Source organism: Rhizobium sp. 57MFTsu3.2 (genome assembly GCF_012932765.1).
In the GTDB taxonomy this organism is placed as follows: domain Bacteria; phylum Pseudomonadota; class Alphaproteobacteria; order Rhizobiales; family Rhizobiaceae; genus Rhizobium; species Rhizobium altiplani.
Genome location: NZ_JDWI01000001.1, coordinates 274,351 through 295,254, shown reverse-complemented (window position 1 = coordinate 295,254; position 20,904 = coordinate 274,351). Strand labels below are relative to the sequence as shown.

Genomic DNA, 20,904 nt, shown 5'->3' with positions numbered 1-20,904 from the left:
TTTATATCAATGGCTTGGAAGGCAATGAAAATTTTAATGAATTTTCGACGAAGCGCTCAGTGCGCTTCGTCCCAGTTGGTGGCCGAACGCGCGTCGACTCTCAGCGGCACCCGCATTTCGAGCGCCGGCATGGTGGCGTTCTCCATCACCGAAACGATGATCGGCGTCGCCTTGTCGACGTGTGCGTCCTCGACTTCGAAGATCAGTTCGTCGTGCACCTGTAGGAGCATGCGCACGCGGTCGCCAAGCCCTGCTTCGGCCAGCGCCGGCTCCATCTTGATCATGGCCCGGCGAATGATATCGGCGGCTGATCCCTGGATCGGCGCGTTGATCGCGGCGCGCTCGTTGAAGGCGCGAACCGACGGGTTGGACGAGCGAATCTCCGGATAGTTGATTCGCCGCCCGAAGATCGTTTCGACGTAACCCTTGTCACGCGCCATCTGCTTGCGGCTGTCCATGTAGTCGCGGATGCCGGGGAAGCGCTCGAAATACTTCTTGATGTAGTCGCCCGCTTCCGAGCGCTCGATCGAGAGCTGATTGGCAAGGCCGAAGGCTGAGATACCGTAGATGATGCCGAAGTTGATGGCCTTGGCGCGACGTCGCACTTCTGACGGCATGCCCTCGACAGGCACGCCGAACATCTCCGATGCGGTCATCGTATGAATGTCGACGCCGTCGGCGAAGGCCTGCGTCAGCTGCGGAATCTCGGCGACGTGGGCGAGCACGCGCAGCTCGATCTGGCTGTAGTCGGCCGAAATCAGCTTATGGCCCGGCGACGAGATGAAGGCAGTACGGATCTTGCGGCCTTCCGCCGTCCGAACCGGAATGTTTTGCAGGTTTGGTTCCGAGGAGGACAGGCGACCTGTCGTCGTCGAGGCCAGCGAATACGAGGTGTGAACTCGCTTCGTCTGGGGGTGCACGTATCCCGGCAGCGCATCCGTGTAGGTGGACTTGAGCTTAGTCAGCTGGCGCCAGTCGACGATCTTGCGCGGCAGTTCGAAGCCCGCGGCGGCGAGGTCTTCGAGAACGCTTGCCGAGGTCGACCATTGGCCGGTCTTCGTCTTCGTACCGCCTGCAAGTCCCATCTTGCCGAACAGGATGTCGCCCAGCTGCTTCGGCGAGCCGATGGTAAAGCGACCGCCTGCAAGCTTGAAAATTTCGTCCTCGAGTGCCGCGGCGCCTTGTGCGAGATCGCCGGACAGGCGCGAGAGGATCTGCCTGTCGACGGTGATGCCGCGTTCTTCCATGTGTGCCAGGACCGGAAGCAGGGGCCGCTCGAGGCGTTCGTAAACCGTGGTCAGCTTCTCGGCGGCAAGGCGCGGTTTCAGCACCAGCCAGAGCCTGAGCGTGATCTCCGCATCCTCGGCGGCGTAGTGCGTCGCGCGATCGATATCGACGAGGTCGAATGTAACGTTCGACTTACCGCTGCCGGCCACATCCTTGTAGGCGATCGGCGTGTGGCCGAGGAACTTCTCCGACAACGGGTCCATGCCGTGCGCGCCGGTGCCTGCGTCGAGCACGTAGGAGATCAGCATCGTATCGTCGAAGTTCTTGGTTTCGACCCCGTAGCGCTTCATCAGCAGGTAGTCGTATTTGAGGTTCTGGGCGACCTTCAGGATCGACTCGTCTTCCAGCAGTGCCTTCAGCCGGGGCAGGGCATCTCGCATTGGGATCTGGTTGTCCGCAAGCCCGCCGCCGAGCAGATCGCCGACGCCCGTCTTGTGGGCGATCGGGACGTAGGCGGCGCGAATGCTGGTGCCGGTGGCGTTCCTGTCGTTGTCGGCAATCGCCATCGAGAAGCCGACGAGCTCCGCCTGCATCGCATCGAGCGACGTGGTCTCGGTGTCGAAGCCAACCAGTCCGGTTTCTCGCGCATCGGCAATCCATTTGTCGAGCGTCGCGATGTCGCGAATGGTGACATAGCGCGAGTGGTCGAAGGGCAGGGAGGCAAAGGCCTCGGCGCGCGCCTTGGCAAGATCGCCCGGCCGGAAGGTACCCTCGCGACCATTCGCGCCGTTCGCCTTTGCCGGAACGGGCACGGCCTCGCCGGCAACGTCGGGAATGCCGCCGGCAACTGGCTCGGGCTCTGCGGCGTCGAGATCCGGCCCGCGCGCTGCCGCACCCCACTGGACCGGAACATCCACGGCTTCGATCGCGCTGGCATCGCAATCGCAAGCCTCGGCCACGCGCCGCGTCAGCGAGGTAAACTGCATTGCCTTCAAGAAGCCGATCAGCTTCGGTCCGTTCTGCGGCTCAAGGATCAGGTCTTCGACCTTGAGTTCAAGCGGAACATCAGTGCGCAGCCGCACGAGCTCGCGCGACAGGCGGGCCTTGTCGGCATTCTCGATGATCGTCTGCCGGCGCTTCTCCTGCTTGATCTCGGTCGCGCGTTCGAGAAGCGTGTCGAGATCGCCGTAATCGGCAAGCAGTTGCGCCGCCGTCTTCGGGCCGATGCCGGGGATGCCAGGCACGTTGTCGACCGAGTCGCCGGTCATCGCCTGGAGATCGATCATCTTCTCGGGTGGAACGCCCCACTTCTCGATGACATCAGGAATGCCGATCTGCTTGTCCTTCATGCTGTCGTACATGTGGACGTTGGTCGTCACCAGCTGCATCAGATCCTTGTCCGAAGACACGATCGTCACGTCGGCGCCGAGCGCCTCGGCCTGGCGAGCATAGGTTGCAATGATGTCGTCGGCCTCGAAGCCCTCCGTCTCGATGCACGGCAGGTTGAAGGCCCGTGTGGCGTGACGGATGAGACCGAACTGAGGGATGAGTTCGTCGGGCGGTGTCGAGCGGTTCGCCTTATAGGCGTCGTAGAGATCCTTGCGGAACGTCTTTGCCGAATAGTCGAAGATGACGGCCAGATGCGTCGGGGTCGCGCCAACCGATGTGTCGCGCGCATCGGTCAGGAGTTTCCACAGCATGTTGCAGAAACCCGACACGGCGCCCACCGGCAAACCGTCGGATTTGCGGGTCAAAGGGGGAAGTGCGTGAAAGGCTCGAAAGATAAAACCGGAGCCGTCGATTAGGAAGAGATGATCGCCTTTTTTCATGGCGTCATGGATAGCGCGGCGACCTTGGAAGGTCCATATAAAGTTCCGAGGGTGAAAAGTTTCTGGCTCACCAAAGTGTTACTAATTTGTAATAGTCAATCCTCGGCTTTCCCTTGAAAAGCCACATTCCCGATCACAAATGATTACTACCGGCGTTTGATCGTGTTTGATCGCGTCGAGGGTCTGATAGCTGGCTTGTCCCCCGCCGCTTCGGACTTGGACAAAGGCCTTATCCCCTCTCCGGGCCTTTGTCCCCATTTTAAAGCCGCCATAGCCAGACCTCCAGGCTATGGCGGCTTTGTTTTGCTGCTCTATCTTTCGAGCATAGCCTGCGATGAAGCATTTGTGATGCGTCGTATGCGATTTGTTGCATTGTTTCATCGAGTTTTCTGCGACTAATTGAGAAGATGGGAATTAATCGAATGGACTCGGGAGCTTACCTTGCCAGCCAGCTGGCCAAGGGCTTCGCTCGTTCGCTCCAGCAGCGCGCGGCGCGGCTCGGCTTTTCGCCCGGGCAATTCCCCGTTCTTCTCGAACTCTGGGCCGAGGACGGGCTGACGCAGAAGCAGTTGCTGGCCCGCGTCGACATCGAACAGGCGACGATGGCGAACACGCTTGCGCGCATGGCGCGCGACGGGTTGATCGATCGTCGTCCGCATCCGTCCGACAAGCGCGCGCAGCTGATCTTTCTCACGGACAAGGCCAAAGGCATGGAAGACGACGCCATCGAGGCGGCGCGTGAAGCGGACCTGGCCCTGTTTCAGGGCTTCAAGAGCTTCGAGCGCGAACTGACGCTCGAGTACATCCGCCGCCTGCTCGACAATGCCAAGAAGCTGTAATCGACACTGTTCCGCCGCCGTTATGGTCGAACTCCTCCGCATGCGCTGAAAACAAGCTCTCGCCCGCCGCCAGCTATTCGTGCTCTCGTCCCCCGGGCGTGTCTGACGCGCCCATCTCTCGCCATTGGCTCTCCCTGCCTGCTTTTTCGTCTCGAAAGCGACCGGCCTTTGGTCTATCGTCCCGCCGAATTTCAAAAGGAGTCGAAAATGACTGACGTAATGCCGGTGCTGTCGCGTGCGGACCAGAATTTGACATCGAGCCTCGACAAGCTGTTCGAGCTGTTGCGCATCAAGTCCATTTCCACCGACCCGGCCTACAAGGCCGAGTGCCGCAAGGCGGCTGAATGGCTGGTTTCCTATCTCGAGACCCTGGGTTTCGAGGCGTCCGTGCGTAACACGCCCGGCCACCCCATGGTCGTGGCCCATCACGCCGGCGCAAGCGCTGATGCGCCGCATGTGCTGTTCTACGGCCACTACGACGTGCAGCCAGTCGATCCGATCGAGCTCTGGGAGAATGATCCCTTCGAACCGTCGATCAAGGATGTCGGCAACGGCCGGAAGATCCTGACGGGCCGCGGCACCGCCGACGACAAAGGCCAGTTGATGACTTTCGTCGAGGCCTGCCGTGCCTACAAGGAAGTCAAGGGTGCACTGCCTTGCCGCATCACCATCCTCTTCGAAGGCGAAGAGGAATCGGGTTCGCCGTCGTTGAAGCCTTTTCTTGAGGCCAACGCCGCGGAATTGAAGGCGGACTATGCGCTCGTGTGTGACACCAGCATGTGGGATCGCGATACACCGGCAATCGCAGCAGCCCTTCGTGGTCTTGTCGGCGAGGAAATCGTCGTGACGGCCGCCGACCGCGATCTGCATTCCGGCCTGTTCGGCGGTGCCGCGGCGAACCCGATCCATATCCTGACTGCCGCGCTTGCCGGACTGCACGATGAGACCGGCCGCATCACCCTTGAAGGCTTCTATGACGGCGTCGAGGAAACGCCTGCCAATATCAAGGCATCCTGGGAAACGCTCGGCAAAACGGCGGAAACCTTCCTGGGCGAGGTCGGCCTGTCGATCCCGTCGGGCGAAAAGGACCGGTCGGTTCTCGAGCTCACATGGGCGCGTCCGACCGCCGAGATCAACGGCATCTGGGGCGGCTACACCGGTGAGGGCTTCAAGACGGTGATCGCAGCCAAGGCTTCGGCCAAGGTTTCCTTCCGCCTCGTCGGGACCCAGGATCCGAACGCCATCCGCGAAAGCTTCCGCAGCTACGTCCGCTCGAAAATCCCGGCGGACTGCTCGGTCGACTTCCATCCGCATGGCGGTTCGCCGGCCATCCACCTCTCTTATGATTCGCCGGTGCTGACGAAGGCCAAGAATGCGCTCTCCGACGAGTGGCCGAAACCGGCCGTGGTGATCGGCATGGGCGGATCGATCCCGATCGTCGGCGACTTCCAGAAGATGCTCGGCATGGAGTCGCTGCTTGTCGGCTTCGGTCTCAGCGATGATCGCATTCACTCGCCGAACGAGAAGTACGAACTCGCTTCCTACCACAAGGGCATCCGTTCTTGGATCCGCATCCTGGAAGCGTTGGCCAAATAGGCTGGAAAAGCGTTCGTCTTTGAACGCCAGAAAAACAAAAAGGCCGGAACGAGCCGGCCTTTCGTCATCCGCTTCACTTCGATGCCAGTACATCCGTGGTCAAGGAGGAAGCGAATGTTGCAGCCAGACTGATCGGGAAAGGTTAACCAACGGTTAACGCTGAGCCTCGATCAGGACGGTGGAAGCGGCAACGTTGCTGGCGCGCACAGCTTTCCATCGGCTGCAATATGTTGGTTCGCACGTCGGAATGCCGAGCGCGCGTTTCAAGTAGATGTGTTGCATTTTTGAATTTTGAAGCGCCCACGCGTTCAAGTCAGGTTCATCGGCGCGGACTACAAATCATTGAAAGAAAAGGTGATTGAGCTGAAATCGGCGCGAGGCGGCGAACGCCGAAGCCGTGCCCGGGCGCTTGCGCACCTTCTCGGAAAACACAAGCGGCGCGGTCGCCAGCGTCGTCAGAGGAGTTGAAACGTGAAGTCCATCTTGATGAAGGCCGCTGCAGCGGCCGCCCTCTTGCTCGCGCCGGCGATCGCCGAGGCGGCAGAGGGATATGCGACAGCCAACGTCAACATGCGGGCCGGACCAAGCACGCAATATCCCGCTGTAACCGTCATTCCGGCCGGTGAATCGGTGGAAATCCATGGCTGCCTCGCCGATGTGCCTTGGTGCGACGTGGAGTTCTACGGTGGGCGCGGCTGGGTCGCAGGTCGCTATGTGCAGGCGCTCTACCAGAGCCGTCGCGTCTATGTGGGTCCGGAATATTACCGTCCCCTCGGAATCCCGACCGTGGTCTTCAGCGTCGGAAATTACTGGGACCGCTATTACCGCGGTCGCGATTTCTATCGGGAGCGCGATCGTTGGCGTCGCAATCCTGTTTACGATCGCCCGCCCGCTGTGGTGCGGCCGCCAGAATTCGACGGAAACCCTGGCCCCGGGCGTCCGCGACCCGATTTTGATCGCGGTCCCGATCGGACGCTCGATGGAAACCGCGGACCGGACCGTCGTCCCGAGCAACCGAATTTCGACCGCGGCCCCGGCCGCCAGGATTTCCAGGGACGGCCCCATGACAATCGTCCGGACTTCCAGCGCCCGCCGCAGGGCAACGACGATGGGAACTGGCGTCGCGGCGGTGAGGGCCGTCGTGGGCCTCCACGCTGCCCGCCGCGTGATCCGGCCTGCGGCAACCAGCAGTGACGCATCGGGGCGGCCGCGAGACCGCCCTTTATATTGGGGAGATGAGAAGGCCCGGCGCTCTGGGAGAGACACCGGGCCTGATCGCGATCGGCGCGTTTGAGGGGGAGACGGCCGACCTTTAGCGAAACGTGTAGGGCGTGTTTCGCTAGGGCGTTAATCCACCAGCTCGCTAATGGTTCCCTGTTACCAGAGAGAAACGGAACGCTGCCGACCGGCGAGGAGGTCGCGCAATTCCGCGAACGGGCCGTGAAGCATCTTCAGGCGGCTCTCTTCCATTTTTGTCAGCCGGTAGCGGCGTGCAAACTCGTGCACGTCCCAAACTTCACGCAGCTTGAATTCTTCGCTTTTGGTAATGTCGATGGTCATGAATGCCTACATATTGCGCATGCTGCGCTAATCTCAGGCGCAATCCGGCGTGCTATACGTCAGATTTGTGACAGTCGCAACGAATGGCAGCCATGCCAAAAAAGCGGGGCTTGGTAAACGAATTATAACAAAGCCCAGGCTGAGCGGCCCGGGCCTTGCTGTCTTAATCAGCGCCAATCGCGTCCGCGCACCCACGGTGGCGGGCGATCCCATCCGTAGGATCGCTCATAGCGCCAGTCATGGCGCGGCGGGCCGCCCCATCCGTAGCGGCGATCGGCGCGCCAGCCGTAACGCGGCGGTGGCGGTCGGTCCCAGTTCGGCCGGCAATTGCCCCACCGGGTCAGGTGATAGCCGCGCCCGCAGGCGTAATCGACGAGTACCGTATTCTTGGCCGCAACGCCGTTCAGCGGCGCGACCGGCATCGCTTCAGCCGCGGTAACGCCAAATCCACACATGGCGATCGCAGCTGCAATCATTCTAATACGCATCTCTGCACCTCTGTTATGCAAGTCCCTTGCACATGGATTAGAGAGCCGGTTCGGTGAACGGGGGCTGAACCAAATTTGACATTGTTGGGGCAAGGGCGGGCCGGTCTAGCCACTTCTTAACCACCCCTTAAATCGCCGCATTTAAAGTTCAACCGGGCGGAGAACCGTTTGGCAAAGCACGGTTTCTGCGGCGTCGCCGCGCAAGGAGCGAAGAAGGGGCGTACCGGTACTAGATGGCGGGCAGAGGCAAATCACGCGACAGGATCGAACCTTCCTTCGGCGGTCGCGACGACCGCGACGATGATGACGATTTTTCGCTCGACGCCGATGACCGTGTCGTCAGGGGACGTTCGACCAAGCGATCGCCGTCAAAATCGTCTCGCGCGCGCCAACCCGAAAGACGCAGACGTGGTCGTCGCGAACGCGAGGGTGGAAGCTTCTTCGGCTTCATTCGTCGCATCCTCTACTGGTGCATCGTTTTCGGCATCTGGGCCGGGATCGGCGTGGCTGGCCTCGTCGTCTATTACGGGTCGCGTATGCCGAGCGCCAGCACCTGGGCCATTCCGGATCGCCCGCCGAACGTCAAGATAACTGCCGTCGATGGCAGCGTCATCGCCAATCGCGGCACGACGGGCGGCGAAGCGCTCGCGCTCGAAGACATGTCGCCCTACATCCCGGAAGCGATCGTCGCCATTGAAGACCGCCGCTTCTATTCGCATTTCGGCGTGGATCCCCTTGGCCTCGCACGCGCCCTCGTCACCAACCTGACGACCGGCCACATGGTTCAGGGCGGCTCGACGCTGACACAGCAGCTTGCAAAGAACCTTTTCCTGTCGCCGGACCGCACGCTTGAGCGTAAGGTGCAGGAAGTCCTGCTCGCGCTATGGCTGGAGCAGAAATACACCAAGGACCAGATCCTTGCGATGTACCTCAACCGCGTCTTCTTCGGCTCGAACGCCTATGGCGTCGAAGCGGCCTCGCGTCGCTACTTCAACAAGTCCGCACGCGACGTGAACCTCGGTGAAGCAGCCCTTCTTGCCGGACTCGTCAAGGCGCCGTCGCGGCTGTCGCCGGCGCGCGATCCCGAGGCCGCCAATGCCCGCGCGCAGGTGGTCCTGCAGACGATGCGCGAGCAAGGCTATATCACCGACGACGAGGTGAAGACCGCGATGTCGCAGACGCCAGCCAAGGCGAAGCGCTACTGGTCGGGCGCCGGCCACTATGTCGCGGATATGGTCATGGACCAGCTCCCTGGCCTGATCGGCGACGTCAAGGAAGACATCGTCGTCGATACGACGATCGACAAGACGCTGGAGAAGCGCGCGGAGCAGTCGCTGAACGATGTGCTCGGCAAGGACGGCGCCAAGCTCGATACGTCGCAGGCAGCCCTGGTTTCACTCGATGGCACCGGCGCAATCCGCGCGCTCGTCGGCGGCAGGGATTATGCCGACAGCCAGTTCAACCGCGCCGTCACCGCCAAGCGCCAGCCGGGCTCGTCCTTCAAGCCGTTCGTCTATGCAGCGGCGTTGGAAAAAGGTCTGACGCCGTTTTCGGTGTTCAACGACGCGCCGATCCGCATCGGCGATTGGACGCCTGAGAACTACGAGAAGAAGTACAATGGCGAAGTGACGCTCGCGACGGCGCTTGCAAAGTCGCTGAACACCGTCGCGGCCCAGTTGGTCATGTATGACGGGCCGGACCAGGTGATCAAGCTCGCGCACCGCCTCGGCATCGAATCGGAACTGCAGCCCAATGCCTCGATCGCTCTTGGTACGTCGGAAGTGTCGCTGACCGAGCTCACCGGCGCCTATGCCGCCTTCATGAATGGCGGCTACAAGGCGACGCCGCATGTGATCCGACGCGTAACGACGGCTGACGGCAGCAAGGTGCTCTACGAAAATACCTACGACAACCCGCCCCGTGTCCTGTCGGAGGCGATTGCTGCCAACATGAACACGATGATGATGGGCGTCATCAACCAGGGAACGGGCAAGAGCGCCAAGCTTTCCGGTTGGCAGGCCGCGGGCAAGACCGGCACGACCCAGAATTCGCGCGACGCGCTCTTCGTCGGCTTCACCAGCAACCTCACAACCGGCGTCTGGTTTGGCAACGACGATGGCAAGCCGATGAAGAAGGTGACGGGCGGCGGCTTGCCGGCCAAGGCCTGGCAGGAATTCATGGTCGCCGCGCACAAGGGACTGTCGCCGGCGCCACTGTTCGGCAACGGGCAATTCATGGCTGATCCGGCAGCCAATCCCGGCTTCGGCGACCAGCCGATGGCGTCTGCGGAGCCCGGTATGGCGCCGCCGCTTGAAGAGCCGACGACAATCGGCAGCATTCTCTCCGGTGTCTTTGGTGAAAGCGCCGAGCGCTATCCACAGGCGAATGACCGGCCAAGACGCCAGCCGATCGCCCCGGTCAATGGCGGTCCGGTGCCGCCCGCCGACATCGCCGATGACGGTGGTTATGGCTACGGTGATGCGCTGCCGCCGGGTGATATTGGCGAGCCTGAACCGTCGCCGGCGCACCATCGGAAACGGACGACCTTGCTTGACTTGATCATGGGACAATAGTCGACGGGTTTTGGCCAGAAAAACGCCATCGTCCTGTGCGTGCCAAAATTAGCTGTTGGGCGCTTTTTTTGCCGGTTTTCTGGCTAGTTCTCGCCTTGCAGTCCCGAAAACCGCTCCTTATATACGCGGCATCACCGCAATCACGATTGCGTTAATCTTAAAGACCCATCCCGTAAGGGGCTGTCAGGGAAATGCCTTCTCGGGGTTCCGACAGCTTGCTTCAAGGAGAGAATGACATGGCAAAAGTAATTGGTATCGACCTCGGAACGACAAATTCCTGCGTCGCTGTCATGGACGGCAAGGACGCGAAGGTCATTGAGAACGCCGAAGGTGCGCGCACGACGCCTTCGATCGTAGCATTTTCCGAAGATGGCGAACGCCTCGTCGGTCAGCCGGCCAAGCGCCAGGCAGTCACCAACCCCACGGATACGCTGTTCGCAGTGAAGCGCCTCATCGGCCGCCGCTACGACGATCCGACGGTTGAAAAGGACAAGGCTCTCGTTCCTTTCGAGATCACCAAGGGCGACAACGGCGACGCATGGGTCAAGGCCCGCGGCACCGGCTATTCGCCTGCCCAGATCTCCGCGATGATCCTTCAGAAGATGAAGGAAACCGCTGAATCCTATCTCGGTGAAAAGGTCGAAAAGGCCGTCATCACCGTTCCCGCATACTTCAACGACGCACAACGCCAGGCAACCAAGGATGCCGGCAAGATCGCTGGCCTCGAAGTTCTGCGCATCATCAACGAGCCGACGGCGGCAGCCCTTGCCTACGGTCTCGACAAGAAGGACGGCAAGACCATCGCCGTTTACGACTTGGGTGGCGGTACCTTCGATATCTCGATCCTCGAAATCGGCGACGGCGTCTTCGAAGTGAAGTCCACCAACGGCGATACCTTCCTCGGCGGTGAAGACTTCGACATGCGTCTCGTCGAATACCTCGTTGCCGAGTTCAAGAAGGACAACGGCATCGACCTCAAGGGCGACAAGCTGGCTCTGCAGCGCCTCAAGGAAGCTGCCGAAAAGGCAAAGATCGAACTGTCGTCCTCGCAGCAGACCGAAATCAACCTGCCGTTCATCACCGCTGATGCAACCGGCCCGAAGCACCTGACGCTGAAGCTGACCCGCGCCAAGCTCGAAAGCCTGGTCGAGGATCTGATCCAGCGCACGATCGCACCGTGCAAGGCTGCTCTCAAGGATGCCGGCGTCACGCCAGCCGAGATCGACGAAGTCGTTCTCGTCGGTGGCATGAGCCGCATGCCGAAGGTCCAGGAAGTCGTCAAGCAGCTGTTCGGCAAGGAGCCACACAAGGGCGTCAACCCTGACGAAGTCGTGGCACTCGGCGCAGCCATCCAGGCTGGCGTTCTGCAGGGCGACGTCAAGGACGTTCTGCTTCTCGACGTAACCCCGCTGTCCCTCGGCATCGAGACCCTCGGTGGCGTCTTCACCCGTCTGATCGAGCGTAACACGACGATCCCGACGAAGAAGTCGCAGACCTTCTCGACCGCCGACGACAACCAGCAGGCCGTCACCATCCGCGTTTCGCAGGGCGAGCGCGAAATGGCTGCCGACAACAAGCTGCTCGGTCAGTTTGACCTCGTTGGCCTGCCGCCGGCACCGCGTGGCGTTCCGCAGATCGAAGTCACCTTCGACATCGACGCGAACGGCATCGTGCAGGTTTCGGCCAAGGACAAGGGCACCGGCAAGGAACAGCAGATCCGTATCCAGGCTTCTGGTGGTCTCTCCGACGCCGACATCGAAAAGATGGTCAAGGACGCCGAAGCCAATGCCGAAGCCGACAAGAAGCGCCGCGAGGCCGTGGAAGCCAAGAACCAGGCTGAAAGCCTGATCCACTCCACGGAAAAGTCGCTGAAGGATTATGGTGACAAGGTTTCCGAGGCCGACCGCACCGCGATCTCCGATGCGATCGCTGCTCTGAAGTCTGCCGTCGAAGCAACCGAGCCGGATGCTGAAGACATCAAGGCAAAGACCCAGACCCTCATGGAAGTCTCCATGAAGCTCGGTCAGGCGATCTACGAAGCACAGCAGGCTGAAGGCGGTGCGGCAGCAGACGCATCCGCGGAAGCCGGCGACGACAATGTCGTCGATGCCGACTACGAAGAAGTCAAGGACGACGACCGCAAGAAGTCCGCCTAAGCGAGACGAGACGGTCTAGCTTGAAACTGACGTTCCGGCTGCCCACCACGGCAGCCGGAAAACCATTTCCGGGGTCTAATCCTTAATGGCAAAAGCCGATTTTTACGAAACGCTGGGTGTCGCCAAGACGGCGGACGAAAAAGAGCTGAAAAGCGCCTTCCGCAAACTCGCCATGAAGTACCATCCGGACAAGAATCCGGGCGACCACGACGCCGAGCGCAAGTTCAAGGAAATCAACGAAGCCTACGAAATGCTCAAGGATCCGCAGAAGCGTGCGGCCTATGACCGATATGGTCACGCTGCCTTCGAGCATGGCGGCATGGGCGGCGGCGGCATGGGCGGCGGCTTTGGCGGCGGCGGATTTTCCGACATTTTCGAGGATATCTTCGGCGAGATGATGGGCGGCGGCCGCCAGCGGCAGCGCTCTTCGGGCGGCCGCGAGCGTGGCGCCGATCTTCGCTACAACATGGAAATTTCGCTGGAGGAGTCCTTCTCCAGCAAGACGGCGCAGATCCGCGTGCCAACTTCGATCACTTGCGACGTCTGCTCCGGCTCGGGTGCGAAACCCGGCACGCAGCCGAAGACCTGCGGCACTTGCCAGGGCTCGGGTCGCGTGCGCGCTGCCCAGGGCTTCTTCTCGATCGAACGGACCTGCCCGACCTGTCATGGTCGTGGCACGATCATTCCCGATCCGTGCACGAAGTGCCATGGCCAGGGCCGCGTCACCGAAGAGCGTTCGCTGTCCGTGAACATTCCGGCCGGTATCGAAGACGGCACCCGCATCCGCCTGCAGGGCGAGGGCGAAGCCGGCATGCGCGGCGGTCCGGCGGGCGATCTTTACATCTTCCTGTCGGTGAAGCCGCATGAGTTTTACCAACGTGACGGCGCCGACCTCTACTGCACCATTCCGATCTCGATGACGACGGCGGCACTCGGCGGCACCTTTGACGTGGCGACGCTCGATGGCACGAAGTCGCGTGTGACGGTGCCCGAAGGCACGCAGGCCGGCAAGCAGTTCCGCCTGAAGGGCAAGGGCATGCCGGTGCTGCGTTCGCCGCAGACGGGCGACCTCTATATCCAGATCCAGATCGAGACTCCGCAGAAGCTGACAAAGCGCCAGCGCGAACTTCTCCAGGAGTTCGAGCAGCTCTCCTCGAAGGAGAACAATCCGGAATCGACCGGGTTCTTCGCGCGCATGAAGGAATTCTTCGAGGGCTGATCGACCCTATATGAAATGTAACAAAGGCCCGGTTGCTGCTGCAGCCGGGCCTTTGTTGTTTGCTTTGTCAGGTCGCCTACGCAGGGTTGTCTCAACGTTCGAACGTCAAAAACACCTTATTATCCCGGGTCGACCGAATGAATGGTGGGACATTAAGATAATAAAAGGCTAAATTAGCGTGACGAAAACTGTATAGCGTCGAGGGACACTTGGAACGCCGTCTCGCAGCCATCCTCGCAATCGACATCGTCGGCTATGGCCGGTTGATGGGCATAGATGAATCCGGAACGCTAAGTGCGGTGAAAACCTGCCGCACGGAGCTGCTCAATCCGAAGATTGCACAGCACCGCGGACGCATCGTCAAGCTGACCGGCGATGGCATGCTGGCGGAATTCTCCAGCATCGTGAATGCTGTTGCCTGCGCCGATGAGGTGCAGCGAGAGGCCGCGCAACGAAACCTGTCGGTGCTCGAAGACAAACGTATCGAATTTCGGATCGGCATCCATCTCGGCGACGTCATTGTCGAGGAGGGCGATATCTTCGGGGACGGCGTCAATGTCGCTGCGCGGCTGGAGGCGCTTGCTGAGCCAGGAGGCATTGCCGTTTCGGCCACCGTCAAGGACCATGTCGGCTCACGGCTCGACCTGTCCTTCGAGGATCGCGGGGAACACCGCCTCAAGAACATCAAGGAACCGGTCCGGGTCTATATGATTTCGCCGCAGCGGGCGCTGCCACTGAAAGTGAACAAGGCGGCTTTGACCGCAGCCCGAAAAAAGCACAAGCAGCTTGTCGCCGTGCTGCCCTTCACTAACATGAGCGGCGATGCCGAGCAGGAGTATTTTTCCGACGGCATCACCGAGGACATCATCACCGACCTCTCGAAGGTGTCGAACCTCTACGTGGTCGCCCGCAACACCGCCTTCACCTACAAGGGCAAGTCCGTGCAGGTGAAGCAGGTGGCGTCGGAACTCGGTGTCGACTTCGTTCTCGAGGGGAGCGTGCGCAAGGTCGGCCAGCGCGTCCGCATCACCGGACAGCTGATCGATGCGAGAAATGGCGGGCACCTTTGGGCGGACCGCTTCGATCGCGACCTCACCGATATTTTCGCGATCCAGGACGAGATCACCCACGCAATCGTCGATCAACTCAAGATCAAGCTGCTACCCGAGGAGAGGCAGGCGATCGCAGCTGAGCCGACAAGCAATGTCGAGGCCTACACCTATTATCTGCGTGGACGACAGCTGTCTCACACCTGGACAAGGCCCTATCTACTTCTGGCCCGGCGCATGTTTGCAACGGCCGTTGCGTTGGATCCGGAATATGCCCGTGCCTATGCCGGCATGGCGGATTGCGAGTCGGCGCTGCGCGATTGGCATGCGGGTGAGTTTACACTGCAGGGGATACTCAATCTGAGTGCCAAGGCGCTGGCGCTCGATCCGAATCTTGCCGAGGCGCATGCGTCGCGCGGACTGGCGCTGCACCAGGACGGGCGAGACGAGGAGGCTCTTGTCGAGTTCGAAAAGGCGCTGGCGCTGGAGCCCGATCTCTATGAAGCGAATTTCCACTATGGTCGCTTCCTTTTCATGGAGGGCAAGTTCGAGGGGGCTATCACCTTCTTCACTAGGGCGGCCGAGATCCGCCCCGACGACTATCTCTCGCCCATTCATCTGATGAGCGCATGCCGGTCGCTTGGTCTCGAGGAGGAGCGAGCGCATTGGGCGCGCGTCTGCATCGAGCGTGCGGAAGAGGCCTTGGAGCGGCATCCGGAAAACTCGGGGCCGGCCCATCGCGGTGCGCTCGCATTGGCTCACATGGGCGATGCGGAACGCGCTAAGGAGTGGGTCAAGCGCGCGCAGATGATTGATCCGGATGACATCGTTGCTCAATACAACATCGCGTGTGTCTATGCTTTGTTGGACGAATGCGACGCCGCACTCGATCTGTTGGAAGAACTGCTGCCGCAATCGTCCTGCTATCACATCCTATGGTTCAAGCATGATTCGGACCTCGATTCGGTGCGCGATCACCCGCGGTTCGAGAAAATGCTGGATGCGATCGCGGCATGCTCGGCCTCGCTGGAGTACCGGGTCGCGTCAGAATAGCGCCGGCGCTTGCTGGGTGTTCCATTATGAAACAAGCAAAAATGCACGTCTGCCTTGCGTTAACGCAGGCAGTGAATGCCGCTTTGCAAATAGAAGCAAAGCGGCCAGTATCCTTTCGGGGATAAACCAAAAACAAGGGCAACTTCCATGACGGCAGCAGCCACTTCTTTGTCTTTGCAGTCCGATGATGTCGATGTGCTCGCCGGCGCGCTCTATTCCTGGTGTGCCGAGCGCAACATCAAGCTGCGCAGCCAGCAGGGACTTTCCATCGCGAGCATCGCGATCGATCTCTACCATGCTGGCCATCGGACGCAGGACGACTTGCTCATCGCGCTTCACGCGTGCGAGTTGCACTGACCGACAGGGTTCAGCGCAAAGCCTCGATGTAGCTTTCACCGGTCATGATCGACAAGATGGTCTTGACGGCCTCCTTGCCTGCCGCAGAGCGAAGCTTGTCATAGTGCAGGGCAAGCTCATAGGCTTCGGGGCTCAGCCCTGGCCGCGCTGATCCGTCAGACGGGTTGGCGCCCTCGAACAGTTCCGAAATATCAACGCCCAGAAAAACCGCGATCTGGTGAAGCTTGCTTGCGGATACGCGGTTGGTGCCTTTCTCGTATTTCTGAATTTGTTGAAAAGTCAGCCCCAGCGCCTCTCCCAGTTCCAGCTGCGATATGCGTCGCTTGGCCCTCAGTGTCCGTACATTTTTACCAACAATAATATCTACCGGATCTGGCACCGTTATGTTCCCTTATAAATGCAATCAATACGCATAGTACTATGCCCGCCTTCCATAATATCTCAATCCCATGAGTTGTAAATTTCAACCCGCTTTTGTTATGGTTTTTTGCCCAATAATCATACACTTTCGGCGTAGATGTAGACTGTAGCGTGCACGTTATTTCCGATGCCAGCTAAAGGCGGTGCACGTACGCGAAGCTGTGCGTCGTTTTACTTGCCGCGGCCATGCGTCAATTCACTGGTTTCCATGCCTGTGAAAACTTGACCGACGCGCCGGCAACCTCTATTTTAGAATAATTCTAAAATTGAGGTTGTCATGCTGTCCAGGCTTTTTTGGTCATCCAAGCGCTCGTTCGATTCTTTGTCGGAACAGGAAATACTCGCACTCGCCATTGGGGCCGAAGAGGAGGACGCGCGCATCTATCTCGCCTACGCCGACATGCTGCGCAGCAACTATCCCGCGTCCGCTAAAATTTTCGAAGAGATGGCCGAGGTCGAGGACACCCATCGCAAGTCCCTGATCGAAATCTATCGCCAGCGGTTCGGTGAACGCATCACGCTCATTCGCCGGGAACATGTTCAGGGTTTCTATGAGCGCAAACCCGACTGGCTGCGACGCAACCTGTCGCTCGAGAAAATCCGCGGTGAAGCCGAAGCGATGGAGCAGCAGGCCTATCGCTTCTATGTCGAAGCGGCACGGCGCGTCACGGACGCGCAGACCCGGCAGTTGCTCGGTGACCTCGCCTTGGCGGAGCAGGGCCATGAGGACATTACTCACATGCTTGTCGACAAGCACACGCCGGCCGACGTCAAGGCGGAGGAAGATCACGCTGCCCGCCGCCAACTGGTGCTCACCTATGTGCAACCCGGCCTTGCCGGCTTGATGGATGGCTCGGTATCGACCTTGGCGCCGATCTTCGCAGCCGCCTTTGCGACCCAGAACACCTGGCAGACCTTCCTTGTCGGCATGTCCGCCTCGGTTGGCGCCGGCATCTCGATGGGCTTCACAGAAGCGGCACATGACGACGGCAAGATTTCAGGCCGCGGATCGCCGATCAAGCGCGGCATCGCCTGCGGCGTCATGACCGCGCTTGGCGGTCTCGGCCACACCTTGCCCTATCTCATCCCGTACTTCTGGATCGCAACGACGATGGCCGTGATCATCGCGATCTTCGAACTCTGGGCGATTGCCTTCATCCAGAACAGATTTATGGAAACGCCATTCCTGCGCGCTGCTTTCCAGGTGGTCGTGGGCGGCGGTCTCGTTCTCGGTGCCGGCATTCTGATCGGCAATGGATAAAGCGAGCTCCGGCACTACGGAGCGATCGACGCGGTGAATTGATCTGGCGCGCGAATGCACAGGCGATGCGCCGGAATGACGGGCTAGACTAACTGGCGTCGTGCATAAAAAAGGCCGGCGTTTCGCCGGCCTTTTTCGTTCAATCTACTATCGCTTATCGCAAAGCACCGACCAGAACGTCGCGGCCATTTTCGATGGTGACCCAGCGACCGGCATTGTTGCTCGACTGGCGCTTGATGAAGGAGTAGGGCGTGTCGAACCATGGCTTGATGTTGGACGCCAGGTTGTCGAGCACGAAGTCGCCGTTGCTGGTGCGCAGCGTCAGCACGGCATGACCTTCGCCATCGGGCTTGCGGACCACCGTGAGAAGAAGATTAGCCGGCGAAATTCCGCGCTGTATCAGGATGCGGCGCTTCAGCAGGGCGAAGTCCTCGCAGTCGCCTGCGGTCGTCGGATAAGCCCAGACCTCATCCTTGCCGTAGATTTCCTTGTCGGTCATCGGCGTGATGTTGTTGTTGACCATCGTGTTGACGGACCGCACCATTCCCCATTTCCCTTCCGACATCTCGGCCGGCGAGACGTTGCGGTTTGGGCCGCATTCATTGCGATGGCTCTGGCAGAAGTCGTAATGGCCGATCGGCTGGGACGTCGCAGCGCCGGTAACCATCGAGAGATTGTTGGTGGAAGCCGGCGTTGCGGCTGTAGACATAGCAAACATGGCCATCATGGCCACGACGAAACCCTTGATCCGCACGCCCGCTGTTCCCTTGCATCGCCCATGTATTGTTAACAAAAAGTTAACGGACGGAGGCTCGGAGAGTCAATCGTTACTTCTGGGGAAGGTGCCACTACCCGCCAATATGGTTAAAATCCGTTAGGATTTGGCACACATGGATCGTTTGGCCTAGCGGATAAGCCCTTTGACGGCGGCGAGCATGCGCTCGATGTCCTGGGGCCGCGACAGCCGGTGATCGCCATCACGCACGAAGGTCAGCACGACGTCGTCGGCGGGGAGATGCTCCACGAGCTTCATAGCGTGCTGATAGGGAACGTCCGGATCCTTCATCCCCTGCAGGATATGGACCGGGCAGCCGGTCTCGATGATGCCGTTGAGCACGCTGTTGTCGCGCCCGTCCTCTATCAGGGTTCGCGTATAGATGTTTGGCTCGGGGCTGTAGGCCGACCGCTCTTCGAAGTAGCCGCGCTCGGCCAGCGAGGCCTTCTCCTTCTTCGTGAGGTTCGGCTCGATCAGATCGGAGGTGAAGTCGGGAGCCGGCGCAATCAGCACCATGCCCGCGAGCTTCGGCCCGTCCTGCCGCTTGGCGAGTTCCTGCGCCAGCCTGAGCGCAATCCATCCGCCCATCGACGAGCCGACGACGAGGATGCGCTCGGGCGCCGCGTGGAGGATTACCGCAAGCGCCTCCTCGAGCCAGCGCGAGATCGTCCCGTCGGTGAATTTGCCGCCGGACAGGCCGTGGCCGGAATAGTCGAGGCGCAGGCAGGCAAGGCCGTTTTCGGCCGCGAAGCTGTCCAGCTCCACCGCCTTGCTGCCGCTCATGTCAGAGCGGTATCCGGAGAGCCAGACGAGGGTTGGGCCGGCCGTTTGGCCAGGTTGGCTACGCGCAATATAGGCGATCTCGCGCGCAGCTTCGCCCTGTCCGACGGTAAGATATTGTTGGTTGTAAGTGAGATTTGCGTCGGACATCGCGGAACTCCAGTTGTTTTGGCCTATAAAACAGATTCTTGACAGGCTGACAGCAGGTGATTTTTCCGCTAAAGGATGGTACCGACTCCGTTGCAGCAATGGTGAAACGACATTTGTACTTCCGTCATCGGGAGTGCCCGGGCTGCAGCGATCCGAAACAACGCGAGGAGAATACGACCATTCGCAGACCCTTTAAAGCCGACGCGCCCGTAAAGGAAGGGCCGCGCTCGAACCGGGAAATTCGCATCCCCCGAGTTCAGCTGATTGATGCTGAAGGACAGAACTTGGGTGTTGTGCCCACCGACCAGGCCCTGAAAATGGCTGAGGAAGCCGGCCTCGATCTGGTGGAAATCTCCCCCAATGCCGAACCGCCTGTATGCAAGATCCTCGATCTGGGCAAGCTGAAATATGCCAACCAGAAGAAGGCTGCCGAGGCGCGCAAGAAGCAGAAGATTGTCGAAGTTAAAGAGATCAAGATGCGCCCTAACATCGACACCCATGACTATGAGGTGAAGATGAAGGCGATGGGCCGTTTCTTTGAAGACGGTGACAAGGTCAAGGTGACATTGAAGTTCCGCGGCCGTGAAATGGCGCACCAGGAACTTGGTATGAAGCTGCTGCAGCAGGTGAAGGCCGACACGACCGAATATGCCAAGGTCGAAGCCGAGCCCAAGCTCGAAGGCCGCCAGATGATGATGGTACTCGCGCCGAAGTGAGGCGCGTCGCCACTCTCCAATCAAAGCCGTCCGTAAGGGCGGCTTTTGTATTTTGGGGCTGTGGTCGGACCAATCTGACAGGATGCTGACAAACGCACTCAACAGTCTGTCAGAGAGACTTTGGCAATCTGTTCTCAACAAGAAGAGAGCAGAAGGCAAAGATCATGAAGAAGACCATTTCACACGCGTTATTGGCTTCCGTCGCCGCAATCACGGTGACCTTGTCGCTCCCGACAATGCAGACGTTCACGTCAGGCCATTTTTCGTCGTTGGCATTCGCTCGCGGCGGCAGCGATGATGGCGGTGGAAGCAGCAGCAGCGGCAACAGTGGATCCAGCCATAGCGGTGGCAGTGATGACAACAGCGGCAGCGGGCGTGGCGGTGATGATCATAGCGGTCGCAGCGGTCATGACGACGGCGATGACGATCACGGCCGTGGACGTGGACGCGATGACGGAGCCAACCATGACGCCAACGACGACAATCCTGGCGAGCACCGCGGCGGCCGCAACGACAATCGCCCGGAAGTGACCCTTTCGGTGTCCGAAGCGAGCCTGACGGGACTGCTGAACGGTTCGCTTGTCGCCGTCGATCAACTCGGCCGGCGCCTCGAGGTCGAGGTTGAGCTTGAGCATGGGGCACACGAGGTGATCGCGCATCCTCACAGAGGTGACTTTATTCGAAATCCTGGCGCAATCACCAGCGTCAACATACTTCCCGCTTCGGCGCAATAATCTGCCCGGCGCGGTCTTCCGGCCACCCCTTCGGAAGAAGGAACTCCGCCGCGCCCCGGCGGAGTTCCTGGTTTATCGGAGCCTTGTCTGGTCGCGATAAAGTGTTCAGTGTAGGTTCCGCG

At 60.1% G+C, this 20,904-nt stretch carries 17 protein-coding genes; 10 read left to right on the top strand and 7 right to left on the bottom strand.

The genetic code is table 11. The annotated features are described in order from the left end of the window. Nucleotides 1-56: 56 nt before the first annotated feature. Nucleotides 57-3,056, bottom strand: a complete 3,000-nt coding sequence (polA, locus tag AF71_RS01445; protein ID WP_169679387.1) for a DNA polymerase I — start codon at nucleotides 3,054-3,056, stop codon at nucleotides 57-59. A gap of 422 nt (nucleotides 3,057-3,478) precedes the next feature. On the opposite strand from polA, the gene AF71_RS01440 reads away from it, so the two are divergent. The 3 genes from AF71_RS01440 (at nucleotide 3,479) to AF71_RS01430 (ending at nucleotide 6,685) form a co-directional block, all read left to right on the top strand. Further along, nucleotides 3,479-3,895, top strand: a complete 417-nt coding sequence (locus AF71_RS01440; RefSeq protein ID WP_016552356.1) for a MarR family transcriptional regulator — start codon at nucleotides 3,479-3,481, stop codon at nucleotides 3,893-3,895. 207 nt (nucleotides 3,896-4,102) lie between these two features. Beyond that, entirely contained in the window at nucleotides 4,103-5,491 is a 1,389-nt protein-coding gene (locus tag AF71_RS01435; protein ID WP_113160519.1) for a M20/M25/M40 family metallo-hydrolase, read from the top strand. 486 nt (nucleotides 5,492-5,977) lie between these two features. Then, nucleotides 5,978-6,685, top strand: a complete 708-nt coding sequence (locus AF71_RS01430; RefSeq protein ID WP_169679599.1) for an SH3 domain-containing protein — start codon at nucleotides 5,978-5,980, stop codon at nucleotides 6,683-6,685. A gap of 183 nt (nucleotides 6,686-6,868) precedes the next feature. On the opposite strand, the gene AF71_RS01425 is transcribed toward AF71_RS01430, so the two are convergent. Together AF71_RS01425 and AF71_RS01420 are read right to left on the bottom strand one after the other, a co-directional pair. Continuing rightward, the gene (locus AF71_RS01425; RefSeq protein ID WP_018855247.1) at nucleotides 6,869-7,051 is read right to left on the bottom strand and encodes a hypothetical protein; all 183 of its coding nucleotides are present in this window, start codon (nucleotides 7,049-7,051) and stop codon (nucleotides 6,869-6,871) included. 167 nt (nucleotides 7,052-7,218) lie between these two features. Beyond that, nucleotides 7,219-7,539, bottom strand: a complete 321-nt coding sequence (locus tag AF71_RS01420) for a hypothetical protein (RefSeq protein ID WP_113470511.1) — start codon at nucleotides 7,537-7,539, stop codon at nucleotides 7,219-7,221. A gap of 233 nt (nucleotides 7,540-7,772) precedes the next feature. Here AF71_RS01420 and AF71_RS01415 point away from each other — a divergent pair, with 233 nt between their 5' ends. From AF71_RS01415 to AF71_RS01395, 5 genes are all read left to right on the top strand, one after another. Next, nucleotides 7,773-10,112 (top strand): transglycosylase domain-containing protein, encoded by a 2,340-nt coding sequence (locus AF71_RS01415; RefSeq protein ID WP_018855245.1) that lies wholly within the window; start codon nucleotides 7,773-7,775, stop codon nucleotides 10,110-10,112. A gap of 236 nt (nucleotides 10,113-10,348) precedes the next feature. Next, a complete protein-coding gene (dnaK, locus tag AF71_RS01410; protein WP_018855244.1) occupies nucleotides 10,349-12,268 on the top strand; it encodes a molecular chaperone DnaK in 1,920 nt (639 codons plus the stop codon). A gap of 85 nt (nucleotides 12,269-12,353) precedes the next feature. After that, the gene (gene dnaJ / locus AF71_RS01405) at nucleotides 12,354-13,487 is read left to right on the top strand and encodes a molecular chaperone DnaJ (RefSeq protein ID WP_018855243.1); all 1,134 of its coding nucleotides are present in this window, start codon (nucleotides 12,354-12,356) and stop codon (nucleotides 13,485-13,487) included. 188 nt (nucleotides 13,488-13,675) lie between these two features. Then, entirely contained in the window at nucleotides 13,676-15,589 is a 1,914-nt protein-coding gene (locus AF71_RS01400) for a tetratricopeptide repeat protein (RefSeq protein ID WP_245271632.1), read from the top strand. A gap of 147 nt (nucleotides 15,590-15,736) precedes the next feature. Then, complete coding sequence (locus tag AF71_RS01395) at nucleotides 15,737-15,946, top strand: hypothetical protein (protein ID WP_025658607.1); 210 nt, start codon at nucleotides 15,737-15,739, stop codon at nucleotides 15,944-15,946. 10 nt (nucleotides 15,947-15,956) lie between these two features. Here AF71_RS01395 and AF71_RS01390 read toward each other — a convergent pair whose 3' ends face one another. Continuing rightward, on the bottom strand, nucleotides 15,957-16,325 hold the full coding sequence (locus tag AF71_RS01390; protein WP_018855240.1) for a helix-turn-helix transcriptional regulator: 369 nt from the start codon (nucleotides 16,323-16,325) through the stop codon (nucleotides 15,957-15,959). 318 nt (nucleotides 16,326-16,643) lie between these two features. Between AF71_RS01390 and mbfA the strand changes: the two genes are divergently transcribed. Beyond that, the gene (gene mbfA, locus AF71_RS01385) at nucleotides 16,644-17,627 is read left to right on the top strand and encodes an iron exporter MbfA (protein ID WP_018855239.1); all 984 of its coding nucleotides are present in this window, start codon (nucleotides 16,644-16,646) and stop codon (nucleotides 17,625-17,627) included. 154 nt (nucleotides 17,628-17,781) lie between these two features. On the opposite strand, the gene AF71_RS01380 is transcribed toward mbfA, so the two are convergent. Both AF71_RS01380 and AF71_RS01375 read right to left on the bottom strand, forming a co-directional pair. Then, complete coding sequence (locus tag AF71_RS01380; RefSeq protein WP_018855238.1) at nucleotides 17,782-18,381, bottom strand: transglutaminase-like cysteine peptidase; 600 nt, start codon at nucleotides 18,379-18,381, stop codon at nucleotides 17,782-17,784. Nucleotides 18,382-18,531: 150 nt separating this feature from the next. Beyond that, nucleotides 18,532-19,332, bottom strand: a complete 801-nt coding sequence (locus AF71_RS01375; RefSeq protein ID WP_169679383.1) for an alpha/beta hydrolase — start codon at nucleotides 19,330-19,332, stop codon at nucleotides 18,532-18,534. A gap of 179 nt (nucleotides 19,333-19,511) precedes the next feature. On the opposite strand from AF71_RS01375, the gene infC reads away from it, so the two are divergent. Next, the gene (gene infC, locus AF71_RS01370; protein ID WP_025658610.1) at nucleotides 19,512-20,048 is read left to right on the top strand and encodes a translation initiation factor IF-3; all 537 of its coding nucleotides are present in this window, start codon (nucleotides 19,512-19,514) and stop codon (nucleotides 20,046-20,048) included. A 251-nt stretch (nucleotides 20,049-20,299) separates the two neighbouring features. On the opposite strand, the gene AF71_RS01365 is transcribed toward infC, so the two are convergent. Next, the gene (locus AF71_RS01365; RefSeq protein WP_169679380.1) at nucleotides 20,300-20,683 is read right to left on the bottom strand and encodes a hypothetical protein; all 384 of its coding nucleotides are present in this window, start codon (nucleotides 20,681-20,683) and stop codon (nucleotides 20,300-20,302) included. Nucleotides 20,684-20,904: the final 221 nt, after the last annotated feature.

Coding starts and splice junctions, on each gene's coding strand:
- polA (WP_169679387.1), bottom strand. CDS start 3,056: ATGAAAAAAGGCGATCATCTCTTCCTAATCGACGGCTCCGGTTTTATC.
- AF71_RS01440 (WP_016552356.1), top strand. CDS start 3,479: ATGGACTCGGGAGCTTACCTTGCCAGCCAGCTGGCCAAGGGCTTCGCT.
- AF71_RS01435 (WP_113160519.1), top strand. CDS start 4,103: ATGACTGACGTAATGCCGGTGCTGTCGCGTGCGGACCAGAATTTGACA.
- AF71_RS01430 (WP_169679599.1), top strand. CDS start 5,978: ATGAAGGCCGCTGCAGCGGCCGCCCTCTTGCTCGCGCCGGCGATCGCC.
- AF71_RS01425 (WP_018855247.1), bottom strand. CDS start 7,051: ATGACCATCGACATTACCAAAAGCGAAGAATTCAAGCTGCGTGAAGTT.
- AF71_RS01420 (WP_113470511.1), bottom strand. CDS start 7,539: ATGCGTATTAGAATGATTGCAGCTGCGATCGCCATGTGTGGATTTGGC.
- AF71_RS01415 (WP_018855245.1), top strand. CDS start 7,773: ATGGCGGGCAGAGGCAAATCACGCGACAGGATCGAACCTTCCTTCGGC.
- dnaK (WP_018855244.1), top strand. CDS start 10,349: ATGGCAAAAGTAATTGGTATCGACCTCGGAACGACAAATTCCTGCGTC.
- dnaJ (WP_018855243.1), top strand. CDS start 12,354: ATGGCAAAAGCCGATTTTTACGAAACGCTGGGTGTCGCCAAGACGGCG.
- AF71_RS01395 (WP_025658607.1), top strand. CDS start 15,737: ATGACGGCAGCAGCCACTTCTTTGTCTTTGCAGTCCGATGATGTCGAT.
- mbfA (WP_018855239.1), top strand. CDS start 16,644: ATGCTGTCCAGGCTTTTTTGGTCATCCAAGCGCTCGTTCGATTCTTTG.
- AF71_RS01375 (WP_169679383.1), bottom strand. CDS start 19,332: ATGTCCGACGCAAATCTCACTTACAACCAACAATATCTTACCGTCGGA.
- AF71_RS01365 (WP_169679380.1), bottom strand. CDS start 20,683: ATGCTCAAGCTCAACCTCGACCTCGAGGCGCCGGCCGAGTTGATCGAC.